This window comes from Mesorhizobium sp. M0496 (assembly GCF_040321205.1).
In the GTDB taxonomy this organism is placed as follows: Bacteria; Pseudomonadota; Alphaproteobacteria; order Rhizobiales; family Rhizobiaceae; genus Mesorhizobium.
In genome coordinates, this window is sequence record NZ_JAMYRC010000002.1 from 226,610 (window position 1) to 246,195 (window position 19,586).

Consider the following 19,586-nt stretch of genomic DNA (forward strand, 5'->3'; position numbering starts at 1 on the left):
ACCGTGGCTTGGGGGCATTTCTTTGGCGCTCCGCCACCGCGCGATCTGAAGCCGCTGCGCAGGATCCCTCCGGCTTCAGCGATGTAGATGGCTGGGCTCGGCTACTCCTGATTGCCGCTCAAGGCATTGCGCAGCGCCTGGATTTGCTGGTTCAGCGCATCGAGCTCGCTCAGCGTCATGCCCGAGCGCTCGATCAAGGTCTCGTTCAGGCAGTTGCACTGGACCAGCAGCGCGCGCCCTGCGGCGGTTAGATCGACCTGCACCTGGCGCTCATCGACCTGGCTGCGCTGGCGGGTCACCAGGCCAGCCTGCTCCATCCGCTTTACCAACGGCGTGACGGTGCTCGATTCCAAAGCGAGCCTGTGGGCGACCGTGCCGACCGACATACCGTCGGCTTCCGCCAGCGCGTTGAGCACCAGGTACTGCGGGTATGTGATCCCCATCTTGTCCAGCATCGGCTTGTAGGTACGATTGATCGCCATGCTGGTGGCGTAGAGCGTGAAACAGAGTTGATTGTCCAACGGGAGAGGCACGGCGCATTCCTTTTGCCGACTGATCGTTAATTGCCTACCACGAAAAATAATATCGCGATACATATTTTTGTGGACAAGGATTTCAGGCTGCGTTAGCAATATCGTTATCGCGATATTGTTTATCGCGAAACAACAGAACGGAGATTGAGATGACCTCGCAGACCAAGCCCAGCTCCGGCAGCGGCACGATCACCACCAAGGACGGAACGCAGATCTACTACAAGGACTGGGGCACCGGGCAGCCTGTTGTCTTCCATCACGGCTGGCCGTTGAGCAGCGACGATTGGGACGCGCAGATGCTGTTCTTCCTGGCACAAGGCTACCGGGTCATTGCCCATGACCGCCGCGGTCACGGCCGCTCGACCCAGACGGATATCGGCAATGAGATGGACACCTACGCCGCCGATGTCGCGGAACTCGCCGCCCATCTGAACCTCAAGAACGCCATCCATATCGGCCATTCGACCGGCGGCGGCGAAGTGGCGCGCTATGTCGCCAAATACGGCGCCGAGGGCCGTGTCGCCAAGGCGGTGCTGATCGGCGCGGTGCCGCCGATCATGCTCAAGACCGCATCCAATCCCGGCGGCCTGCCGATCGAGGTCTTCGATGGCTTCCGTTCTGCCCAGGCAGCCAACCGCGCCCAGTTCTTCCGCGATGTTCCGGCCGGTCCGTTCTATGGGTTCAACCGTCCGGGCGCGGAGGTCTCGCAAGGGATCATCGACAATTGGTGGCGCCAAGGCATGATGGGCGGCACCAAGGCGCACTACGACTGCATCAAGGCCTTCTCGGAGACCGACTTTACCGAGGATCTGAAGGCGATCGACGTGCCGGTGCTGGTCATGCATGGCGACGACGACCAGATCGTTCCCATCGCCGACTCGGCATTGCTGACGATCAAGCTGCTCAAGAAGGGCGAGCTCAAGGTCTACAAGGGCTTCCCGCATGGCATGGCGACGACCCATGCCGATGTCATCAATGCCGACCTCTTGGCCTTCTTCAAGGCCTAGAATATTTTCGAAGAAAAAAGCCACCCGCCATCGGGCGGGTGGCTTTCTCGCCCGGTTCAGGTCTAGCGGGTTGCAGCGGCCGCCTGAGCCTTCCTGGCTTCCTTCATGTTCGGCAAGAACACCGTCAGCAGCCCAAGCAGCGGCAGATACGAGCAGATCTGGAAGACATAATCGATGCCCTTCATGTCGGCGACGACGCCAAGCACGGCAGCCGCGATGCCGCCCATGCCGAAGGCGAAGCCAAAGAAGATGCCGGCGATCATGCCGACACGTCCCGGCACCAGTTCCTGGGCGAAGACGACGATGTTGGAGAAGGCCGACGATAGGATCAGGCCGATCAGCACCGTCAGCACCATCGTCCATTCCATATTGGCGTAGGGCAGGGCGAGCGTGAAGGGCAGCACGCCGACGATGGAGAACCAGATCATCGCCTTCTGTCCATAGCGGTCGCCGAACGGGCCGCCGAGCAGGATGCCCAGCGCCGAGGCGCCGAGGAACAGGAACAGCATGACCTGCGACATCTGCACCGAAACGCCGAACTTATGGATGGAATAGAAGGTGTAGTAGCTGGCGAGGCTGGCGATGTAGGCGTTCTTGGTCAGCACCAGCAGCGTCAGCACCGCCAGTGCCCACATCACCTTGCGGCGCGGGAAGGGCGAGACGAAGCTCGCCGTCTTGCGGTTGCCCTGTGCGGCGCGCAGCCGGCTGTACCAGCCGCCGACCTGCCACAAAACGATGATGCCGATCAGCGAGCCGACGGCGAACCAGGATATGCTGGTCTGGCCGAAGGGCACGACGATGAAGGCGGCCAGCAGCGGTCCCATGGACTGGCCGAAATTGCCGCCGACCTGGAACAGCGACTGCGCCAGGCCGAAACGGCCGCCGGAGGCGAAGCGGGCGATGCGCGAGGATTCCGGGTGGAAGATCGCCGAACCGATACCGATCAGCGAGGCACCGATCAGGAGCAGCGAATAATGCCCGGCATAGGCGAGCACGACCAGGCCGATCAGCGATGACGCCATGCCGTAGGGCAGCGAATAGGGCATCGGCCGCTTGTCGGTGATCATGCCGATCACCGGCTGCAGCAGCGATGCGGTCACCTGGAAGGTGAAGGTCAGGAGGCCGATCTGCCAGAAGTCGAGGCCGTAGTTCTCTTTCAGCAGGGGATAGATGGCCGATAGCAGCGACTGCATGATGTCGTTGATGCAGTGGCAGAAGCTCACCGCCAGGATGACGGTGAAGGCCGTCGCCTGGGCTGAAGCGTGACTGGCGCTCGCCGGTGGGGCGACGCTGGCGGCTGTCGTATCGGTCAAGGTAGGCTCCGTGGTCTTTTTGGCGGGCACGCCCGCAGGCAGTAGACGGACGCTCCTGCGGCCGCCCTTAAGGACTGTGCCTTATAAGCCGCTTGCCGCACGACTTCTTTCGTGCTTTGGTCCAATAGTTTCGCAAGTGGGCCATACAGGATGCCGCACGGCAAAGAGGTCTTTCACGCTGGCAATGCCAGTCTCGGTCAGTTGCACGAGAGCCGCTGGCAGTGGCTGGAGCAAGTGGCCGGGCCGGCGGTGGCGCTGCCGACCGAATATCCGGACGGTTACCGTGTGCCGCAACACCGCCACAGCCGCAGCCAGCTGCTGCATGCGCTGGTTGGCGTGGTGCTGGTGACGACGCGCTACGGGCGCTGGATGGTGCCGCCCGACCACGCGATGTGGATTCCAGCCGGCACCGAGCATTCCGTCGAGATGCTGGGCGATGTCTCGATGCGTTCGGTCTATGTCATGCCGCAGGCGATCCCCGGGCTGCCCGAAGGCTTGCGCGTCGTCGGCGTCACCGACCTGATGCACAGCCTGATCGTGGAATCGGAAAAGCTGCCACAGGGCGGCGAGCTGGAAGGGCGCGGCGGGTTGATCATGAAACTGCTGCTGCACGAAATCCCGACTCTGCCGGAACGGCCGCTCGGCTTGCCGTTTCCGTCCGATCCCAGGCTGTCGGCGCTATGCCGGCGCTTCGTCGCCGCACCTTCGCCGCACGCGACGATCGACGAGTGGGCTGATGCCGCCGGCATGAGCCGCCGCTCCTTCACCCGCGCCTTCCAGCGCCAGACCGGCCTGTCGCTGTCGACATGGCGCCAGCAAGCCTGCCTGTTCGCGGCGCTGCCGCGGCTGGCCGATGGCGAACCGATCACCAGGGTGGCGCTCGATCTTGGCTATGACAGTGTGCCGGCCTTCATCACCATGTTCAAACGCATGCTGGGCGCGTCGCCGCGTGGCTATATGCGTGGCGCACGCGAAAGCGTCGAAGTCGCTCGCCGCCTGATTGGCCCGGTTCGATTGGAGAGTCCTGCGCCGTAAGGTCAGGTATCGGTCTTAGTCGAAGAGGCTCGACACCGATTCCTCGGTCGCCGTGCGCGAGATGGCTTCGCCCATCAGATCGGCGATCGAGATGACGCGGATGTTGGGAGCGTCGAGCACGCCTTGCGTCGGCTGGATGGAATCGGTGATCACCAGTTCCTGCAATTTCGAGCCGCTGATGCGGGCAACCGCACCGCCCGACAGCACGCCGTGCGTGATATAGGCGGTGACGCTGGTGGCGCCGTTGGCCAGCAGCGCATCGGCGGCGTTGCACAGCGTGCCGCCGGAATCGACGATGTCGTCGATCAGCAGGCAATCCTTGCCGGCGACCGCGCCGATGATGTTCATGACTTCCGATTCACCGGGACGCTCGCGGCGCTTGTCGACGATGGCGAGCTGTGCATCGAAGCGCTTGGCAAGCGCGCGAGCCCGTACCACGCCGCCAATATCGGGCGATACCACCACGACGTTGCCGAGTTGCTTGTATTTTGCCTTCACGTCGCGGGCCATGACCGGCACGGAAAACAAATTGTCGGTCGGGATGTCGAAGAAGCCCTGGATCTGGCCGGCATGCAGGTCGAGCGTCAAGACGCGGTCGACGCCGGCGCGGGTGATCATGTTGGCGACCAGCTTGGCCGAGATCGGAGTGCGGCCGGAGGCGCGGCGATCCTGCCTGGCGTAGCCGAAATACGGGATCACCGCCGTGATGCGCTTGGCCGACGAGCGCATGAAGGCATCGATCATGATGAGCAGTTCCATCAGGTGATCGTTGGTCGGGAACGATGTCGACTGCAGGATGAAGACATCCTCGCCGCGCACATTTTCCTGGATTTCGACGAAGATTTCCTGATCGGCGAAGCGCCTGACAGTAGCCTTGCCCAGCGGGACGTTGAGGTACCGGGCGACCGCTTCGGCCAGCACCCTGTTGGAATTGCCCGCGAAGAGTTTCATGCACCGTTCCTGGTGGAGGATGGAAAGCCCTGACGGACTCGCTTGCGCCCTTTAACCGGGCTTTTAGCGGCCCGCGCCGGTATTGCAAGCGCCGAGATCGGGAATCCGCCGGCTAAACTCAAGAAAGCTCCGCGCCTTCGCCGGCAGGCAACAGGAAGCAGCGGACTTCCGCTGCTCCTCCTCTCGTTTGGGCATCGGATTTTCCCAAGACCGTTTCCACTTTTGGTCCGATGCCCCTAGCCAGCCTTGCCGCCAAGCCAGGCCGCGAATTGGTCGATCGTCTGGTCGGCGATCGCCTGCATGGTGGCCGGTGAGACCGCCTTCCAGCTGTCGCCGCCCCCGCTGCCGCCGGAATTGACCGAAGGCGCCTTCTGTTGGCCGTTGATGCGGTGCAGGCGGTTGCCGGCCGGATCATAAACGTCCCAGACATAGATGACTGTGGTGTCCGCGCCTTCCGACATCGTCGAGAAATAGCCTTTAAGCACATGGGTCGCGGCTGCGTCAGCGCTGCCGGCCAATGTAATGCCGCGCTGCCTGGCGCGGGTCTGCAACTCCGCCGTCAGCGGTGTCGCGGCTTCCACCGACGCGCCGACGATCGGCGCGATCTGCAGGCGGGTCTTCGACAGGATGGCAGCGCTTTGGGCTGATGTGACCGGTGTGGTGGTGGTTGCTGGAGCGCTCGCCGTGCTGGTGGCAGGCGGGGCCGGTGCCGGAACCGCTGTTGCCGCGTTGCCCGGCGTGGCGGGCTGCGTCTGTGCCGATGTCGCCGGCGGGGTGATCGCCGACGGTTCGAGCACGTCCTTTGCGTTGGTGCAGGCGCCAAGAGCCAATGCCACAAGCAATGACACGGTCGTCACATGCGATCGTCTCATTTGCCTTCTAACTCCTTGGCGAAGAACGCCTCCCATTATGGATTCACTGTACGATCAAGTCGAGATCATGGCGGGACAGGGGCTTCGGCTGGGATTCGGTGGTCAGGTAGGTGCGGCCAAGCGTCATTGCCGTCTCGGTGTCGGAATCCATGATGATCATGTGGGCGAACAGCGTCATGTTCGGCGCGATCGGTTCGGGGTTGCCCTGGTAGAACATCGGCATGTCCATCCAGGACGGCGTGAAGCGGGCGCCGACCGAGTAGCCGCAGGCGTTTAGCCGGTGCTTGGTCAGGCCGTGTGCCTCCATGGTGCGGGCATGGGCATCGAACACGTCGCCGAAGCTGTTGCCCGGCGTCATCGCCTTCTCGACGGCCAGAAGAGCAGCGCGGGCCGCGTCGAACAGCTCCTGATGGCGCTTCGAGACCTTGCCGGTCAGCACCGTGCGCATCATCGGCGCATGGTAGTGGTTGAAGACGCCGGCCCATTCGAGCGTCAGCTGGTCGTTCTTGGTGAGCTTGCGGCGGCCGGCCTTGTAGCGGCACAGCAGCGCGTCGACGCCGGAACCGATGATGAACTCGTTGGCCGGATAATCGCCGCCGCCGGCGAAGATCGCGCCCTGCATGGCGGCCAGGATCAGGGCTTCGTCGCCGCCCTGCTTGATCAGCGGCAAGGCCGCATCGAGCGCGTCGTCGGAGAGATTGGCGGCTTTCTCGGCCTTGGTGATCTCGGCCGGGCTCTTGAACAGGCGCAGCCGGCCGACAATGCCGGATGCATCGGCGATCTGGCCGAAGGTCTGCAACTGCTCATCCAAGCGGCGGCCGTTGAAGGCGGTCAGGCCATGAGTGTCGTATTCGACGCCTATGCGGGCGCCGAGCAGGTCGAGCTCGTTGAGCAGATTGCGCAGGTCGACCGCCGGATTGGCGCCGTTGCGGTCGGTCCACAGAACGATGTTGTCGATGATCGAGGTCTGGCGCGCCTGACGCAGATCGGCCGAGCGGGTCAGAAGCACCATCGAACCATCGGCCTTCACCACCAGGCACTGGAAGAAGCAGAAGCCGAACGTGTCGTAGCCGGTCAGCCAGTACATGCTCTCCTGCGCGAACAGCAGGATGGCGTCGAGCTTCTTCTCGGCCATCTCGATCATCAGCCGGTCGCGCCGCGCGTCGAATTCGGATCGTTCAAAATGCAGCGCCATTATTGTCTCTCCAAAACGATTGCCGAAACCTGCCGGCCATAATCGGGCTCCTTGCGGTGCGTGGTGCGCCGGTAGGAGTAAAACAGATCTTCCTCGGCATAAGTGCAGCGGCCGAGGCCCTCGGCTGTCACTCCGGCCTTGGTCAGCCGGTCGACCGTGTAGCGGTTGAGGTCGAACATCGCATGGCCGGCATTGGCCGAAGGCGCGAAATAGCTGTTATTTTCGGCGTCGGCCTCGACAAAGCGGGCAACGAATTCCGGCCCGACCTCATAGTTATCAGGGCCGATCGAGGGACCGAGCACGGCAACAATGTTTTCGCTACGGGCGCCGAGGCTTTCCATGGCGAGGATGGTGTTTTCGAGCACGCCTGTGAAAGCGCCTTTCCAACCGGCATGTGCGGCGCCGATGACGCGCGCCTGCGCATCCGCGAACAGCACCGGGCCGCAATCGGCGGTCGAGGCGCCGATGGCGATGCCGGGCCGGTCGGTGACGATGGCGTCGGCCTTGGGGCGCTCGCCCGCAAAGGGCTCCCGGGCGATGATGACATCGGGCGAATGGATCTGCCAGGCGGTCAACAGATGGGTTGCCGGTACACCCATCCAGGCGGCGACACGGCCGCGGTTCTCGGCCACCAGCGCCTGGTCGTCATTCGATCCGGTGCCGATGTTGAGGCCCTGATAGATGCCCCTGGAGACACCGCCGACGCGGGTGAAATAGCCGTGGCGGATGCCTTGTGCCTGCGCCTTGTCCAGCAGCGGCGACCGAACGGGATCCGGTTTGGTCTGATTCAGCATGCGGGCGTTGTTGTCCGTGTAGGCGGTTTCGTCAAGAAGAAGGTGCTTCGTTGAGAAGAAGGCGGGGCTGGCGGTCGGGCCGCTCTTTTTGCCAGACGAGAGATTGGGAGGGGCGGCGGTGAAAAGTCAATCCGCCGTGGCAAAGGGCCGAACCCCCACGCCGTGCGGCAGCACCGCAAGCACCTTGAACAGTTCGCCCATGGCTTGCGGGCCGGCGAGGCGCTCGACGGCCTCAGTGATCTTGTCGCGCGCGGCCTGGGAGGCATCGGCGCCAAGCCGGCCGGCGCGCTCGAGGATACCCATGCCGAGCAGGAAATCGCCCTGCGTCGACAGATGGGCGTCAAGGCCGTGCGCGCGCACGGTTGCGGCAAGGGCGGCGAAATCGACATGGGTGGTCAGGTCGGTCTCGCCGGGGTTGGCCAGCACATCTTCGTGATTGTGGCCGCGCAAGGCCTGCAGCGTGTCGCCGACACCCGGCTGGAGATGGCCATAGTCGAGGAATAGCCCGGCGCCGCCATGGCGGGCTATGCGCTCGGCGATGGCTGCCATCAGTGCTGTACGGGCCGGTGCCACTTCGACGATCGCACCTTGCGGCGCGTCAGCGGCATCGGCGGGCAGCAGCGTCGGGTCAACCGAGCCGGCACCGGCGAAGAAGCGCAGCGCGTTGGTGTCATCGAGGCCGACCATGCGCTCGCGCCAGCCGGCGCCGGCGCGGACGAACTGACGGACGGGCACGGCGTCGAACAGTTCGTTGCCGATGATGAACAGCGGCTGTTGCGGCAAGCTGTCGATGGTTTCGTGCCAGCCAATCGCAAAGGGTGTGACGCCAAGCGTCTGTTGCTGCACCTCGGCCAGACGCGGGCTGGTCTCGATCATGGCGAATGTGGCGCCGTTGGCCAGATCGGGATCAAGCCGCGACAGCGTGCGCAGCATGTCCTTCATCAGCGTGCCGCGCCCAGGGCCGATCTCGGCGATGACGGCCGGCAGCGGCCGGCCGCTCGCCAGCCAGGCCTGGTACATCCACACAGCGACCAGTTCGCCGAACATCTGGCTGATCTCGGGTGCGGTAATGAAGTCGCCGGCCGCACCGAAGGGCTCGCGCGTCATATAATAACCGTCCTGCGGGTCGAACAGGCACAGAGCCATGTATTCGTTGACGGGAAGAGGCCCCAGTGCCTCGATCAGGTCGACGATGCGGGTTTTCAGCGGTGTCATGCCGGCTGCGGCTGCGCCACCGGCTTGGCGGTCAGCATCGCCCAGATGCCGGCCAGCACCATCGGCGTCGACAGGATCATGCCCATGGTCAGCCAGTTGGTGCCGAGGAGATAGCCGAGCTGCTGGTCGGGCTCGCGGAAGAATTCCACGAAGATGCGCGACAGGCCATAGCCGCAGATGAAAGCGCCGCCGACGAAGCGCGGCGTCTTCAGCTTGAGGCGCGAATGGGTGAGGATGCGCAGCACGAGGAACAGCACCACGCCCTCGAGCAGGGCCTCGTAGAGCTGGCTCGGGTGGCGGGCAAACGGGCCGCCATTGGGGAATTCGAACGCCCAGGGCACGTCGGTTGGCCGGCCCCACAGCTCGGAATTGATGAAGTTGGCGACGCGCACCAGGCCAAGGCCGACCGGCACGCCGGCGGCCACGATGTCAAACAGCGACCATGTGCGGATGCCGCGCTTGATGGAAAACAGCGTCATGGCGAGGATGACGCCAAGCAAGCCGCCATGGAACGACATGCCGCCTTGCCAGACCGCAAAGATGTCGAGCGGGTGAGCGATATAGCGCGCCAAATCGTAGAACAGCACATAGCCGGTGCGGCCGCCGAGCACGACACCGATGGCCGCCCAGACGATGAAATCGTCGAGGTCCTCCGGTTTCATCGGCAGGACGCCGTTCGGCCACAGCTTGGCATTGGCGGCAAGCCGCTTGGCATACCACCAGGCAAACAGGATGCCGACGATGTAACCGACGCCGTACCAATGCACCGCCAGCGGCCCGATCTGGATGAGGATCGGGTTGATGTTGGGGAAGGGCAAGGAGGCCAGCGGCAGCAGGAAATATTCGTTCAAATGGGAACTCTTGGTTGCGATCGCGTTTGGCGGACCATGCGGCAGGGTTTTGGCAGGGTCAAGGCAAGGGGTTGCCGTCAGTCGTCGGGGAACAGGATTGCCCCGAGGTCCATCGCGCCATGCAGGACGTGCAATATCTCCACGGTTTCAGCGCTAACGCGATAGAAAATCAGATAGTTGCCGTGGACGCGTCGCCGAATGCCTGAGGATCGATGCCGCTCGAAGAGTGAATACCGTTCAGGCATGGCACGCAACTCGACACAATCGTGGCGCAATTCCTGGATGAATGTCGCAGCACGAAACGGGCTCTCCAGTGCGATATGGTCGCCAATGGCTTCAAGGTCTGCCTCCGCCTGATTGGTGAAGACCAGCCGCTTCACTTGCTCTTTTCTGCCATCGCTCTGTATCTGGCCTCCAGTCGGTCAAGCACCTCGTCTGCGGACTTCACCCTCCCGGCATCAGCATCCGAAATGCCTTTGGCGAGAGCTGCATCGAGAGCGGCAAGGCGCTTCTCCCGCTCTTCGACAAGGCGCACGCCTTCGCGCAGCACTTCGCTCTTCGAATTATAGCGACCGGTGCTGACAAGCTGGTTGACGATGTCTTCGAGACGGGTGCCTAAGTCTGCGCTAATGGCCATGTCGGTGCTCCTGCGAAACTGCTCCAAACAATAATAGTTATTGACCGGATTTGCCAGTGTTTGGATAAAGGGTGGATCCGACGTGATGCCGCAGCAGGCTCCAACGTTCTTGCATTCCGCGCGCAGCGCCACTACGTCAATTTGAGCAAGCGAGGATTTGCCATGTCGACCGGACCGAACCGCATTCTCGATGAATTCGCGAAGCTGATGACCGATGCCGCCGGGGCCGCCCAGGGCGTGCGCCGTGAGGTGGAGACCGCCTTCAAAGGGCAGGCCGAGCGCATTCTCAACACCATGGATGTGGTGCAGCGCGAGGAGTTCGAAGCCGCGCGCGAGATGGCCGCCAAGGCTCGGGAAGAAAACACCCGCCTTGCCGCCCGCATCGAGGCGCTCGAGGCGAAGCTTGCCGAACTGGCCGGCGACGCCGCACCGGCGGCGGCGGCCAAGCCCCGCGCAAAAAAATAATCGTTAAACTTTTCCACATAGCCCGATCCTGAAAAGCGCTTTGCCGTGAATCGCTTAACGGCATTGCATGAATCTTTGTGACAGCGGCTTTCCACATGCGAATGACGCAGTGCGAAAAATTGGGCTGTTCACGCGACTCCCGATCAATAGACTGAATTTGTTGCATGATTCGGAGCAGGGTCATGCGGCCGGGCGGTGGGGTCCGGTCTGGGGTCTTTGTGTCGAGAAGTGCTCTTTGCGCGAAGAAAGTCCTGGCCGTCCGAGTTCTAGACAAGATTGTTCGTTGTGTGTGCCCTCCCGCGGAGCGTGTGGCGGCGCTCGTACAGAACGACAGGAAGCATTCCATGGAACTTCTCGAACTCGAATTCTCCCGCGAAATCCATCCGGTGGATGTTATCGAGCAGGTGGCCCACAACAACGACTGGTCCTTCGAGCGGGCCGGCGACGACGAGATTTCGATCTCGGTTGCCGGAAGCTGGACCGACTATCACGTCTCCTTCTCGTGGATGGAGGATTTCGAGGCGCTGCACCTGGCCTGTGCCTTCGACATCAAGGTGCCGGAGACCCGCGCGCTGGAAGTGATGCGGCTGCTGTCGCTGATCAACGAACAGATGCTGTTTGGCCATTTCGACCTCTGGGAGCAGGAGGGCGCGATCATGTTCCGTCAGTCGCTGCTGCTGGCCGGTGGAGTCGAGCCGTCGAGCCAGCAGGTCGAAGTCTTGCTGTCGTCGGCGCTGGAAGCCTGCGAATGCTATTTCCAGGCCTTCCAATTCGTCGTCTGGTCCGGAACCTCGGCCAAGGACGCGCTGGCCGGCGTGTTGTTCGAGACCTATGGCAACGCCTGAACCACAGCAGGCAGACAAGACAGAGATGAGTTCGAGCAGCGCGCTTAAGCCCGAGATCAGTTTTGCCGATTTCGATCGTGTCGACATCCGCGCCGGCACGATCGTCGAAGCCGAACCTTTTCCGCAGGCGCGCAAGCCGGCATTCAAGCTGAAGATCGATTTCGGCGCCGGCATCGGCATCAAGAAATCGTCGGCGCAGATCACCAAATACTATACGCCCGAAACGCTGATCGGCCGGCAGGTGTTCGCGGTGGTCAATTTCCCGCCGCGCCAGATCGGCCCGTTCATGTCGGAGGTGCTGACGCTCGGCTTTCCCGACGAAGAGGGCGCCGTGGTGCTTGGCGCTATCGAGCGCAGGGTGCCGGACGGCGGCAGGTTGTTTTAGGCCGCCAGCTTCCGCGTCGTTCCCAGTGCTTCCTCGACCGTGTCGAGAAACATTTCCGCGCAGGCTTTCCAGCTGTAGCGCATGGCGCGTTCGCGCGCCTCGGCGCGGTCGACGTTGAGCGCGGCGAGCGCTGCCTCGCGCAGGTCGTTCGAAACCGCGCCGCCAAAACCGTCGCCGACGATGTCGATCGGTCCGGTCACCGGATAGGCGGCGACCGGCGTGCCGCTGGCAAGCGCCTCGATGATGACGTTGCCGAACGTGTCGGTGCGGCTGGGGAAGACGAAGACGTCGGCCGAGGCGTAGATCTCGGCCAGTTCGTCATTGGGGCGGTGGCCTAGGAAATGCGCCTGTGGGTACTTTGCCTTGAGCCTGGCAAACTCCGGACCCTCGCCGACGACCACCTTGCTGCCGGGCAAGTCGAGGTCGAGGAAGGCGCTCAGGTTTTTTTCGATGGCGACGCGGCCGACGCAGAGGAAGACCGGTCCGGGGAAGCCGAGATCCTTCTTCTTGTCCGGCCGGAAATGGTCGGTGTCGACGCCGCGTGTCCACGGCCTCAGCTTGTTGAAGCCGCGCGCCGAAAGGTCGTCGGCGAGCGACTGGGTGGCGACCAGCGTGCCTTGGCCGGAATTGTGGAAATCGCGCAGCCAGCGATAGGCCCAGCTCTCCGGCACCGGCAGGCGGGCGCTGAGATATTCGGGAAAACGTGTGTGATAGCTGGTGGTGAACGGCCGGCCGGCATTGCGGCAATAGCGCCGCGCCATGATGCCGAGCGGACCCTCGGTGACGATGTGGATATGGTCCGCCTTGCCGGCTTCGATCAGGCGCGCGACATGGCCGGGCGTGGTCAGCGCCAGCCTTATGTCGGGATAGGTCGGCAAGGGCAGGGTGTGAAAGATGTTGGGTGTCAGGAAATCCACCGCGACATCGAAGGATTTCAGCGTTTCGGTGAGCCGCTCCAGCGTGTGGACGACGCCGTTGACCTGCGGGCGCCAGGCGTCGGTGACCATCAATATGCGCATGGCGGCCCTTTGCAGGAAAGGTCGACGGTTGCCTTGAGACGATGCCGGAACGGCGACCAGCAGGCTACCCTCACTTCGCTCCAGCGCACCCGGGCGGGCAAGGGGTCGAAGTGAGGCGGCAAGGCCGAATCAATAGAGGTCGCGCGCTTCATTTGCGCTCTTGACCATGGTTTCATGACGGGCGGATGAAGCCCGTGTTTTAGTGGAGCAAGATCTCGTCCGAAAACCGGTTTCCACTTTTCGGGATCATACTCCGCTATGCTGGAACCTTGATGACGGCGCGCAGGCCGCCGAGCGGGCTGTCGTCCAGGGTGATGTCGCCGCCATGGCTGCGGGCTATGTCGCGGGCAATCGACAGGCCGAGCCCGGTGCCGCTGGCGTCGAGGTTGCGCGCCTCGTCGAGCCGCACGAAGGGCTTGAACACGTCTTCGCGCCTGTCGGCCGGAATGCCCGGGCCGTCATCGTCAATGGTGACCAGCAGCGAGCCGCGGCCATGGGTGGCGTTGACCTCCACTGTCTTGGCATAGCGGAAGGCGTTGCCGATGACGTTGGACATCAGCCGGGCGAAGGCGTTCGGCCGCACATGCACATCGGGATCGCCGGCAAGCGTCGTCGACAGCTTGCGCTTGCGCAGCCTGGCTTCCTCGTCGAGTTTCTGGAAATAGGCCTCGAGATCGAACCGTCCGGCATCTTCCGAAGCCTCGCCACGGGCAAAGGAGAGATAGCCTTCGAGCATCGACTGCATGTCGTCGATATCCTGGTCGAGGGCCGCCTTGGTCTCGGCCTTGCCGCCTGCCAGCGCCAGCTGCAGCTTGAAGCGGGTGAGGATGGTTCTGAGGTCATGGCTGACGCCGGTCAGCATGGCGGTGCGCTGCTCGATCTGGCGTTCGATGCGCTCGCGCATCTGCATGAAGGCAAAGCCGGCGCGGCGAACCTCCTCGGCGCCGCGCGGCCGGAAATCGCGCGGCATCGGCCGGCCCTTGCCGAAGCTTTCGGCGGCTTCGGCAAGTGTCAGGATCGGGCGGATCTGGTTGCGCAGGAAGGGGATGGCGATCATCAGCAGCACCAGCGAGGTGCCGACCATCCAGATCAGGAAGATGTGGGTGTTCGAGGCATAGGCCTGGCTGCGGCGCACGAAGACGCGCAGCACCTTGTTCTCGAGTTGGACGCGTACCTCGACGATGTTGGAATTGCCGACCGTGTCGATCCAGAACGGACGGTTGATCTGGCGGGTGATTTCGGACGAGAGAACATCGTCGAGGATCGAGAAGAAGGGTTTGGGCCCTGGCGGCGGCAAGGGATCGGGCGGCAGCAGGTCGACTTTGAGCTGCATGCGGTCCTGGGCGATGCGGATGATGTTGGTGTAGTCCGCGTCGTGCGGATAGGTCTCGATCAGGTCGATGATAGCGGCGATGTCGCGCACGGTGGCCTGCGACAGGCGCTGCGTCACGGTTGCCCAATGGCGCTCCATGAAGACGAAGGCGACGACCGATTGCAACAGGATCATCGGCGCGATGACGATGATCAGCGAGCGGGCATAGAGCCGCTTGGGCATATACAGCGAAACAAGGCGCCAGAACCGGTTCCAGGCGCGCGGCACCGCCTTCAGCGTCCGCGTCGCGCGTGCGCTCAAGCCGCCATTGCCCGGCTGTTCCAGTTCCGTGGTTGCCATCCGCTCTTTTCGCTTGCCCGCAGCCGTTCAGCCGGCCGCAGGCGGCATTCTATTCCACGCTGAGCCGATACCCAATACCGCGCACGGTCTGCAGCCAGACCGGATTGGACGGATCGCGCTCGATCTTGCGGCGCAGCCGGTTGATCTGGACGTCGATGGTGCGCTCGCCGACTTCCGAATCGTCGCCAACGAGCTCGTGGCGGGGTATCGTCTCGCCTGCTCGCGCAGCGAAGATCGCCAGGATCTCCTGCTCGCGATCGGTCAGCTTCAGCGCCTCGCCGCCACGCTTCAATTCGCGCCTGGCGATCTGGAAGGTGTAGGGGCCGAAAACCAGCTGTTCGACCTTCGGGGTGGTCGCCGGGCCACCGCGGCGCAGGATGTTGTTGATGCGCAGGATCAGCTCGCGCGGATCGAAAGGTTTTGGCAGGTAGTCGTCGGCGCCGGCCTCCAGCCCACTGATGCGGCTATCGGTTTCCGACAGCGCTGTCAGCATCAGGATCGGTACGTTCTTTTCGGCGCGCAGAGACTTGGTCAGATCGACGCCCGTCTCACCGGGCATCATGACGTCGAGCACCAGAAGGTCGAAGTCGAGGCCGGCGAGCTTGCGCCTGGCTTCGCCGGCATTGCCGGCGACGGTGACGCGAAAGCCGTTTTCGGTCAGATACTGCTTGAGAAGATTGCGGATGCGGGTGTCGTCGTCGACGACAAGCAAATGCGGCGCGTCGTCGTCCGGTGCGGCCGCGTGATCGACCCGTTCAGTGCTCTCCATGGTTTTTCCCTGACATTTTTGCGGACCCCACGTCGATCTGCGCCCTCAGTTCCGGATCGACCATCGCTTCGAGGAACCGTTCCACCAAGGTCCGTTCGGTTATTCCGGAATCTCCCAATGCAGCATGGATGCGGCGCGACTGTGGCCGTGCCAGCGCCAGCGCCAGCGCACGACCCTTGGCCGTCGGATAAAGCTCGCGTTGGCGGCGGTCGCGCGGACCTTGCAACTGCACGACATGGTCGGTGTCGATCAATTGCTTGAGCACGCGGGCCAGGCTCTGCTTGGTGATCTTCAGAACGTCGAGCAGTTCGGCGACCGTCAGGCCCGGCCTGCGGTTGACGAAATGCAGCACCCGGTGATGGGCGCGGCCGAAGCCGTAATCGGCCAGGATCTGATCCGGATCGGAAGTGAAGTCACGATAGGCGAAGAAGAGCAGTTCGATGATGGCGAAGTCGATGCCGTCCTCGTCCGTGATCGCGGTCCTGATCGGTTTCCCGGCTGCGTGGCTTCGATCCGTCATCATTTCTCCATGGGAAAGAGAGATTATGTCAGTACTATTGACGTAATTTCCCTGCAATGGTAATTTTTGACAAGCTTTTGGGCGGATTGCGAACGAAAAGGCAAGGCAAGCCGGTTTTTCCGGAACTTCCTGAGTTTGCCAGAGCGCAATTATCCGCTTACGCTCCAGCACAAATGGCCGCTTTGCGCGACCGACACGAAACACACAACGATACAACACTATGCGGGCTGCCGCCCGCGGGAGGTTACCATGGCATCCGTTCCCTTCGATCAACTGGATGGCTTCATCTGGATGAACGGCGAATTCGTCCAATGGGGTGAGGCCAAGGTCCATGTGCTGACCCATGGCCTGCATTACGCCAGCGCGGTCTTCGAGGGCGAGCGCGCCTATGGCGGCGAGATCTTCAAGCTCAACGAACACACCGAGCGCCTGCACGAATCGGCGCGCCTGCTCGGCTTCAAGATTCCCTATTCGGTGGCCGAGCTCAACGACGCCTCCACCACGCTTCTGAAGAAGCAGGATTTCCAGGACGCCTACGTCCGGCCGATCGCCTGGCGCGGCAGCGAACAGATGGGCGTTTCGGCGCAGAACAACCGCATCAACTGCGCCATCGCCATCTGGCAGTGGCCGAGCTATTTCGATCCGGCGCAGAAGCTGAAAGGCATCCGCCTCGACGTGGCGGAATGGCGCCGGCCGGACCCGCGCACCGCACCGTCCAAATCGAAGGCCGCCGGCCTCTACATGATCTGCACCATGTCCAAGCATGCCGCCGAGGCCAAGGGCTATGCCGACGCCATGATGCTCGACTGGCGTGGCCAGGTCGCGGAAGCGACCGGCGCCAACATCTTCTTCGTCAAGGACGGCAAGATCCACACGCCCAAGCCCGACTGCTTCCTCGACGGCATCACCCGCCGCACGGTCATTGGGCTGGCCAAGGATCGCGGCCTGGAGGTGATCGAACGCGCCGTCCTGCCGGAAGAACTGGAGGGCTTCGAGCAATGCTTCCTGACCGGCACCGCGGCGGAAGTGACGCCGGTTTCGGAGATCGGACCTTACCGATTCGAGGTCGGTGAAATTGCCAAAAACCTTATGAACGACTATTCTGCCGCCGTTCAACCCAAGCACGCGATCGCCGCAGAATAACGATAGTCACAGCTTTTTTAGCAAGCAGGGGCGGTTTTAGGGCCGCCCCTTTTATTTAAGCATTCTTGCATTTGACTTTCGTCCAATTCGGCGTCTCATGATGCTGTCGGCCTGGGAGGCTGGCAGCTATGGAGGGACTAATCATATGGACATGAACACGCTTCTTCCGATCATTATACAGGTGATTACGGGTATCATCGGTGGTCAGGCGGTCGGTGCGGCGCTCAAGACGGCGGCGATGGGTCAGCTTCCCAAAATCCTGGGCGGAGCCATTGGCGGCGTCGGCGGTGCGGCGATCCTCGGCAGCCTGCTCGGCGGCGGTGCGGTCGATCCGGCTGCGGCTGCGGCGGCAACGAGCGGTCTCGGCAGCGCGCTGAACCTGCAGAACATCGTCGGCGGCGCCGGCGGCGGCGCGATCCTGACCGGCATTCTCGGTGCGGTCATGGGCGCCATGAAGAAGTAAGCGGCCATTCGGTCTTTTCAAATGGGCGGCTTCGGCCGCCCATTTCCGTTTTAGGGCTACTGACTGTTCGTCTTTCGAAGGGTGGACGCCCTTCACTCGCATCTCTACATCACCGCTGGCATAGCGAAAGGACGATCATGGGTCAGCTCAATGCCGGCATCGTGCCGGTCACACCGTTCCAGCAGAATTGCACCATCCTGTTCGACATGGACGACAAGCATGGTGTCGTCGTCGATCCGGGCGGCGATATCGACAAGGTGCTGGCGGCGCTGAAGGACAATGCGATATCAGCCGGTGCGATCTGGATAACGCATGGCCATATCGACCACGCCGGCGGCGCCATGGAGCTGAAGGAAGCGCTCGGAGTCGAGATCATCGGCCCGCACGAGGCCGACAAGTCGCTGCTCGACAACCTTGAAAACCAGGGCAGGCGCTACGGCATCGCTGGCGCGCGCAACTGCGTGCCCGACCGGTTCCTGACCGAAGGCGAGACCGTCTCGTTCGGTTCGCATGTGTTCGAGGTGTTGCACTGCCCCGGCCACGCCCCCGGCCATGTCGTCTACTACAACCGCGCGGCCAAGTTCGCCCATGTCGGCGACGTGCTGTTTCGCGGTTCGGTCGGCCGCACCGACCTGCCGGGCGGTGACCATGCGGCGCTGATCGCCTCGATCAAGGACAAGCTCCTGCCGCTCGGCGACGATATCGGCTTCATCTGCGGCCATGGTCCCGGCGGCCGCTTCGGCGAGGAGAGGCGTACCAATCCGTTCCTGGTCTAGGCTGTGCTGATATTCAGGTGAGGCCGGCCTGCGAATATCGGGCGGCTTCAAAGGCGATGCTACAAACAAAAAAAAGCGCCGGCCTCGCGGTCAGCGCTTTTTGTTTGGGGCAGGGAAGCCCTTGGTCTTAGTTAGCCGTGCAGAAATGCTGCTCGCCGTCATTGCCGGTGAACGTGCCGGTGCGGGAATTGAAGGTGCGGTAGCGGTCCGAGCAGTATTCGTACCAATCACGCGTCCACGGCTCGGCGTAACGATCGGCGTAGACGACCCGCGGCTCCGCATAGTAGCGGCGGACAGGAGCCGGGCGCACCACGACGTCACGATCATAGTAACCGTCATCGTAGTAGCGGTCAGCGTCGGGCGGCGGCCGGTCATTGGCCAATGCGCCACCTATCAAGGCGCCGGCCGCGAGGCCGAGCACGCCGGCGGCAATGGCATCGCCGTTGCCGTGATGGCCATGATGACGGTGCCAGTCACGTGCGTTGGCGGCGGGCAAGGCCGAAAGCGTGGTGGCGACCACCGCAGCGGACAGGACGGCGGTCTTGAAAATTCGGTTCATCTTGGTCTCCTTCGTACCGGCCCGTGCAGTTTCGGGGATGCGGTCCGGCTTTACCAAAGACTAATATGCAACCGTGGCTGAACGGGGGCTGAACGGATTTCGACGTGTTGATTCAAAAACAGGCGTCAAGGATCACACGCTCTCAAGGGAGCGAAACTGCTTGCCGTCGCCGAGCCGGCTCAGCCGACCGACAGGTTGACGGCCTTCGGACCCTTGCCGCGCTTGTCCGGCTCGGTGTCGAATGACACTTTCTGCCCATCCTCGAGACCGGAAAGACCTGACGCCTGCACGGCTGAAATATGGACGAAAACATCCTTCGCGCCATCATCGGGCGTGATGAAGCCGAAGCCCTTGGCATGGTTGAAGAATTTGACGGTGCCGGTCTGCGGCATGGGAAGCTCCTTTGTCCCATAAACTCCAGTCTCGGGCCGGCAAATGCCCGAGTGGAAATTTGTCCTTTATTTTAGCGTCATCGGCAAGAGAAAGTTTTGCGGGCAGCCAAAGGGCGTCACGGCGCGCCTCAGATCCTTGTTTTCATGCATATCGTTCCCCCGAATCGGCCACTTT

General features: G+C 62.7%; 24 protein-coding genes. 8 read left to right on the forward strand and 16 right to left on the reverse strand.

Translation table 11 applies throughout. The features are described from left to right. Window positions 1-101 precede the first annotated feature (101 nt). Window positions 102-533, reverse strand: a complete 432-nt coding sequence (locus NKI73_RS04265; RefSeq protein ID WP_352627608.1) for a MarR family winged helix-turn-helix transcriptional regulator — start codon at window positions 531-533, stop codon at window positions 102-104. 149 nt (window positions 534-682) lie between these two features. Between NKI73_RS04265 and NKI73_RS04270 the strand changes: the two genes are divergently transcribed. Then, window positions 683-1,540 carry an alpha/beta fold hydrolase gene (locus NKI73_RS04270; protein ID WP_352627609.1) on the forward strand — a complete coding sequence of 286 codons (858 nt, stop codon included), beginning with the start codon at window positions 683-685 and terminating at the stop codon, window positions 1,538-1,540. A 62-nt stretch (window positions 1,541-1,602) separates the two neighbouring features. Here the strand turns inward: NKI73_RS04270 and NKI73_RS04275 are convergent, their stop codons facing one another. Further along, entirely contained in the window at window positions 1,603-2,853 is a 1,251-nt protein-coding gene (locus NKI73_RS04275) for an MFS transporter (protein WP_352627610.1), read from the reverse strand. Window positions 2,854-3,003: 150 nt separating this feature from the next. Between NKI73_RS04275 and NKI73_RS04280 the strand changes: the two genes are divergently transcribed. Beyond that, window positions 3,004-3,888, forward strand: coding sequence for an AraC family transcriptional regulator (locus NKI73_RS04280; protein WP_352627611.1), 885 nt, complete (start codon window positions 3,004-3,006; stop codon window positions 3,886-3,888). A gap of 15 nt (window positions 3,889-3,903) precedes the next feature. Here NKI73_RS04280 and NKI73_RS04285 read toward each other — a convergent pair whose 3' ends face one another. From NKI73_RS04285 to NKI73_RS04320, 8 genes are all read right to left on the reverse strand, one after another. Next, complete coding sequence (locus tag NKI73_RS04285) at window positions 3,904-4,839, reverse strand: ribose-phosphate pyrophosphokinase (protein WP_013530002.1); 936 nt, start codon at window positions 4,837-4,839, stop codon at window positions 3,904-3,906. Between the two features lie 236 nt (window positions 4,840-5,075). Continuing rightward, window positions 5,076-5,711, reverse strand: coding sequence for a hypothetical protein (locus tag NKI73_RS04290; protein ID WP_352627612.1), 636 nt, complete (start codon window positions 5,709-5,711; stop codon window positions 5,076-5,078). A gap of 43 nt (window positions 5,712-5,754) precedes the next feature. Next, window positions 5,755-6,906 carry a M24 family metallopeptidase gene (locus NKI73_RS04295; protein WP_352627613.1) on the reverse strand — a complete coding sequence of 384 codons (1,152 nt, stop codon included), beginning with the start codon at window positions 6,904-6,906 and terminating at the stop codon, window positions 5,755-5,757. After that, on the reverse strand, window positions 6,906-7,700 hold the full coding sequence (gene pgeF, locus NKI73_RS04300) for a peptidoglycan editing factor PgeF (protein ID WP_352627614.1): 795 nt from the start codon (window positions 7,698-7,700) through the stop codon (window positions 6,906-6,908). Before pgeF ends, NKI73_RS04295 begins: the two co-directional genes overlap by 1 nt. Before the next feature lie 126 nt (window positions 7,701-7,826). Next, a complete protein-coding gene (locus NKI73_RS04305) occupies window positions 7,827-8,915 on the reverse strand; it encodes a class I SAM-dependent methyltransferase (RefSeq protein ID WP_352627615.1) in 1,089 nt (362 codons plus the stop codon). Beyond that, entirely contained in the window at window positions 8,912-9,766 is an 855-nt protein-coding gene (lgt, locus tag NKI73_RS04310; protein WP_352627616.1) for a prolipoprotein diacylglyceryl transferase, read from the reverse strand. The genes NKI73_RS04305 and lgt overlap by 4 nt, the downstream gene beginning before the upstream one ends. Before the next feature lie 77 nt (window positions 9,767-9,843). Further along, window positions 9,844-10,146, reverse strand: a complete 303-nt coding sequence (locus tag NKI73_RS04315; protein WP_352627617.1) for a type II toxin-antitoxin system RelE/ParE family toxin — start codon at window positions 10,144-10,146, stop codon at window positions 9,844-9,846. Continuing rightward, entirely contained in the window at window positions 10,143-10,403 is a 261-nt protein-coding gene (locus NKI73_RS04320) for a type II toxin-antitoxin system ParD family antitoxin (protein ID WP_352627717.1), read from the reverse strand. The genes NKI73_RS04315 and NKI73_RS04320 overlap by 4 nt, the downstream gene beginning before the upstream one ends. 162 nt (window positions 10,404-10,565) lie before the next feature. Between NKI73_RS04320 and NKI73_RS04325 the strand changes: the two genes are divergently transcribed. The 3 genes from NKI73_RS04325 to NKI73_RS04335 all read left to right on the forward strand — a co-directional run bounded on the left by NKI73_RS04325 (window position 10,566) and on the right by NKI73_RS04335 (window position 12,098). Further along, complete coding sequence (locus NKI73_RS04325) at window positions 10,566-10,868, forward strand: accessory factor UbiK family protein (protein ID WP_109659791.1); 303 nt, start codon at window positions 10,566-10,568, stop codon at window positions 10,866-10,868. A 344-nt stretch (window positions 10,869-11,212) separates the two neighbouring features. Beyond that, window positions 11,213-11,713, forward strand: a complete 501-nt coding sequence (locus NKI73_RS04330; protein ID WP_013893499.1) for a type III secretion system chaperone family protein — start codon at window positions 11,213-11,215, stop codon at window positions 11,711-11,713. 25 nt (window positions 11,714-11,738) lie between these two features. Beyond that, the gene (locus tag NKI73_RS04335; RefSeq protein ID WP_352627618.1) at window positions 11,739-12,098 is read left to right on the forward strand and encodes a tRNA-binding protein; all 360 of its coding nucleotides are present in this window, start codon (window positions 11,739-11,741) and stop codon (window positions 12,096-12,098) included. Here NKI73_RS04335 and NKI73_RS04340 read toward each other — a convergent pair. The 4 genes from NKI73_RS04340 to NKI73_RS04355 form a co-directional block, all read right to left on the reverse strand. Next, on the reverse strand, window positions 12,095-13,117 hold the full coding sequence (locus tag NKI73_RS04340) for a glycosyltransferase family 4 protein (RefSeq protein WP_352627619.1): 1,023 nt from the start codon (window positions 13,115-13,117) through the stop codon (window positions 12,095-12,097). The two genes, NKI73_RS04335 and NKI73_RS04340, sit on opposite strands and share 4 nt — an antisense overlap. Before the next feature lie 256 nt (window positions 13,118-13,373). Further along, window positions 13,374-14,789 carry an ATP-binding protein gene (locus NKI73_RS04345; RefSeq protein ID WP_352627620.1) on the reverse strand — a complete coding sequence of 472 codons (1,416 nt, stop codon included), beginning with the start codon at window positions 14,787-14,789 and terminating at the stop codon, window positions 13,374-13,376. A 49-nt stretch (window positions 14,790-14,838) separates the two neighbouring features. Beyond that, the gene (locus NKI73_RS04350; RefSeq protein ID WP_013530014.1) at window positions 14,839-15,558 is read right to left on the reverse strand and encodes a response regulator; all 720 of its coding nucleotides are present in this window, start codon (window positions 15,556-15,558) and stop codon (window positions 14,839-14,841) included. Continuing rightward, window positions 15,545-16,078 (reverse strand): MarR family winged helix-turn-helix transcriptional regulator, encoded by a 534-nt coding sequence (locus NKI73_RS04355; protein WP_352627718.1) that lies wholly within the window; start codon window positions 16,076-16,078, stop codon window positions 15,545-15,547. Before NKI73_RS04355 ends, NKI73_RS04350 begins: the two co-directional genes overlap by 14 nt. A gap of 249 nt (window positions 16,079-16,327) precedes the next feature. On the opposite strand from NKI73_RS04355, the gene NKI73_RS04360 reads away from it, so the two are divergent. The 3 genes from NKI73_RS04360 (at window position 16,328) to NKI73_RS04370 (ending at window position 18,460) form a co-directional block, all read left to right on the forward strand. Beyond that, a complete protein-coding gene (locus NKI73_RS04360; protein ID WP_352627621.1) occupies window positions 16,328-17,221 on the forward strand; it encodes a branched-chain amino acid aminotransferase in 894 nt (297 codons plus the stop codon). Between the two features lie 145 nt (window positions 17,222-17,366). Continuing rightward, entirely contained in the window at window positions 17,367-17,684 is a 318-nt protein-coding gene (locus NKI73_RS04365) for a hypothetical protein (RefSeq protein WP_292189671.1), read from the forward strand. A gap of 137 nt (window positions 17,685-17,821) precedes the next feature. Continuing rightward, window positions 17,822-18,460: an MBL fold metallo-hydrolase gene (locus NKI73_RS04370; RefSeq protein WP_352627622.1), complete on the forward strand. Its 639-nt coding sequence runs from the start codon at window positions 17,822-17,824 to the stop codon at window positions 18,458-18,460. A gap of 127 nt (window positions 18,461-18,587) precedes the next feature. On the opposite strand, the gene NKI73_RS04375 is transcribed toward NKI73_RS04370, so the two are convergent. Continuing rightward, a complete protein-coding gene (locus NKI73_RS04375) occupies window positions 18,588-19,019 on the reverse strand; it encodes a BA14K family protein (protein ID WP_352627623.1) in 432 nt (143 codons plus the stop codon). A gap of 179 nt (window positions 19,020-19,198) precedes the next feature. Beyond that, a complete protein-coding gene (locus NKI73_RS04380) occupies window positions 19,199-19,411 on the reverse strand; it encodes a cold-shock protein (protein ID WP_352627624.1) in 213 nt (70 codons plus the stop codon). Window positions 19,412-19,586 lie beyond the last annotated feature (175 nt).

Excerpts from the sequence above, each read along its gene's own strand:
- NKI73_RS04270 (WP_352627609.1), top strand. The coding sequence starts at position 683 with ATGACCTCGCAGACCAAGCCCAGCTCCGGCAGCGGCACGATCACCACC.
- NKI73_RS04280 (WP_352627611.1), top strand. The coding sequence starts at position 3,004 with ATGCCGCACGGCAAAGAGGTCTTTCACGCTGGCAATGCCAGTCTCGGT.
- NKI73_RS04285 (WP_013530002.1), bottom strand. The coding sequence starts at position 4,839 with ATGAAACTCTTCGCGGGCAATTCCAACAGGGTGCTGGCCGAAGCGGTC.
- NKI73_RS04290 (WP_352627612.1), bottom strand. The coding sequence starts at position 5,711 with ATGAGACGATCGCATGTGACGACCGTGTCATTGCTTGTGGCATTGGCT.
- NKI73_RS04295 (WP_352627613.1), bottom strand. The coding sequence starts at position 6,906 with ATGGCGCTGCATTTTGAACGATCCGAATTCGACGCGCGGCGCGACCGG.
- pgeF (WP_352627614.1), bottom strand. The coding sequence starts at position 7,700 with ATGCTGAATCAGACCAAACCGGATCCCGTTCGGTCGCCGCTGCTGGAC.
- NKI73_RS04305 (WP_352627615.1), bottom strand. The coding sequence starts at position 8,915 with ATGACACCGCTGAAAACCCGCATCGTCGACCTGATCGAGGCACTGGGG.
- NKI73_RS04320 (WP_352627717.1), bottom strand. The coding sequence starts at position 10,403 with ATGGCCATTAGCGCAGACTTAGGCACCCGTCTCGAAGACATCGTCAAC.
- NKI73_RS04325 (WP_109659791.1), top strand. The coding sequence starts at position 10,566 with ATGTCGACCGGACCGAACCGCATTCTCGATGAATTCGCGAAGCTGATG.
- NKI73_RS04330 (WP_013893499.1), top strand. The coding sequence starts at position 11,213 with ATGGAACTTCTCGAACTCGAATTCTCCCGCGAAATCCATCCGGTGGAT.
- NKI73_RS04335 (WP_352627618.1), top strand. The coding sequence starts at position 11,739 with ATGAGTTCGAGCAGCGCGCTTAAGCCCGAGATCAGTTTTGCCGATTTC.
- NKI73_RS04340 (WP_352627619.1), bottom strand. The coding sequence starts at position 13,117 with ATGCGCATATTGATGGTCACCGACGCCTGGCGCCCGCAGGTCAACGGC.
- NKI73_RS04345 (WP_352627620.1), bottom strand. The coding sequence starts at position 14,789 with ATGGCAACCACGGAACTGGAACAGCCGGGCAATGGCGGCTTGAGCGCA.
- NKI73_RS04350 (WP_013530014.1), bottom strand. The coding sequence starts at position 15,558 with ATGGAGAGCACTGAACGGGTCGATCACGCGGCCGCACCGGACGACGAC.
- NKI73_RS04355 (WP_352627718.1), bottom strand. The coding sequence starts at position 16,078 with ATGACGGATCGAAGCCACGCAGCCGGGAAACCGATCAGGACCGCGATC.
- NKI73_RS04360 (WP_352627621.1), top strand. The coding sequence starts at position 16,328 with ATGGCATCCGTTCCCTTCGATCAACTGGATGGCTTCATCTGGATGAAC.
- NKI73_RS04365 (WP_292189671.1), top strand. The coding sequence starts at position 17,367 with ATGGACATGAACACGCTTCTTCCGATCATTATACAGGTGATTACGGGT.
- NKI73_RS04370 (WP_352627622.1), top strand. The coding sequence starts at position 17,822 with ATGGGTCAGCTCAATGCCGGCATCGTGCCGGTCACACCGTTCCAGCAG.
- NKI73_RS04375 (WP_352627623.1), bottom strand. The coding sequence starts at position 19,019 with ATGAACCGAATTTTCAAGACCGCCGTCCTGTCCGCTGCGGTGGTCGCC.
- NKI73_RS04380 (WP_352627624.1), bottom strand. The coding sequence starts at position 19,411 with ATGCCGCAGACCGGCACCGTCAAATTCTTCAACCATGCCAAGGGCTTC.